Genomic DNA, 1,143 nt, shown 5'->3' with positions numbered 1-1,143 from the left:
CACTGAGGTTTGAACAAGCGTTTTTTGTAGTAAGTGAATGCGGCAGTTGACGATGCAAAGGTAGCAGCCAACTTGTTCGTCCCCAAAGCAATGTGAGGAGGAAGCCCCAAAGACAGCAAAGCAGGGACGGTTAGCATCCCTCCACCACCTGCGACTGCGTCAATAAATCCAGCAACAAAAGCGACTAGCGCCAACACCAACAGCATTGTCGGCTCTATCATTTCCATAAATTCTTATTCTTCTAATATTCTATTTTTCGTTTAAATGGCGGCAGTGAGTCGATAAGTGCTTGCCCGTATCTTTTGGTTACGAGGCGTCGATCCAGAATGGTCACTCTACCAGAATCTCGTTCTTTACGCAGTAGGCGGCCCACGCTCTGGATCAGCTTTTTGCTCGCATCAGGTACAGTGATTTGCATAAACGGGTTGCCGCCTTTCTTTTCTATGTATTCTGAATGCGCTTGTTCTACTGGAGAGGTAGGAACACCAAATGGAATTTTGGTGATCACTAAGTTTTCCAGTAACTCTCCTGGCAAATCGAGTCCTTCCGAAAAGCTTCCTGTACCAAAGAGAACGCTGGTTTTGTTTGTTTCTACAAGCTTTTTATGTTTTTTTAGAATTTCTTGACGAGAACTTTCGCCTTGTACTTGCAAAGCCCAGCCTCGTTTTATGAACTCTGAAGACAGCGCTTCTGCGACTTGGTTCATCTGCCAGTAAGAGGAGAATAATACCAAGTTGGCCTTTTTGTCTTCTAAGTACTTAGGCAAGATCTCAATAAGATATTCAGTAAACTGAGGTGCCGATGGTTCGTACTTCATTGCAGGTATGAGTAACTCAGCTTGGTTTTGATAATCAAAAGGCGAAGCGAGTGCCAAAAACTGAGTCCCAGATTCTGGCTTGCCATCAATGCCTACTTGATGGCAAAAATAGTGGAAAGAGTTCAACGCTCGCATTGTTGCTGAAACTAATACGGCACCAATACAACGACTCCAAATCTGTTGGTCTAGCTGCCATCCGATCTCAAGAGGGGATACGCTCACAATAAAATCGCCTTCACGATCGGGGTGAGTTTCTAGCCATCTCGCTAAAGGCGCTCCTTTTTCTCGTGTTGGCTCTGCCATTAAATGCCAAACTTGAGCGAGGT

The 1,143-nt window shown here is 45.1% G+C and carries 2 protein-coding genes; both read right to left on the bottom strand.

All coding sequences use genetic code 11. The features are described 5' to 3' along the window. The coding region (locus R7P72_RS25305; protein ID WP_318110999.1) for a TSUP family transporter at window positions 1–227 on the bottom strand (227 nt) is incomplete at its 3' end. 14 nt (window positions 228–241) lie between these two features. Beyond that, window positions 242–1,143 (bottom strand): helicase C-terminal domain-containing protein (locus tag R7P72_RS25300; RefSeq protein WP_318110998.1); only part of this gene is annotated, 902 nt, incomplete at its 5' end.

It is taken from the genome of Vibrio sp. Vb0888 (genome assembly GCF_033338835.1).
In the GTDB taxonomy this organism is placed as follows: domain Bacteria; phylum Pseudomonadota; class Gammaproteobacteria; order Enterobacterales; family Vibrionaceae; genus Vibrio; species Vibrio alginolyticus.
This window is presented reverse-complemented; position numbering and strand designations above follow the sequence as displayed.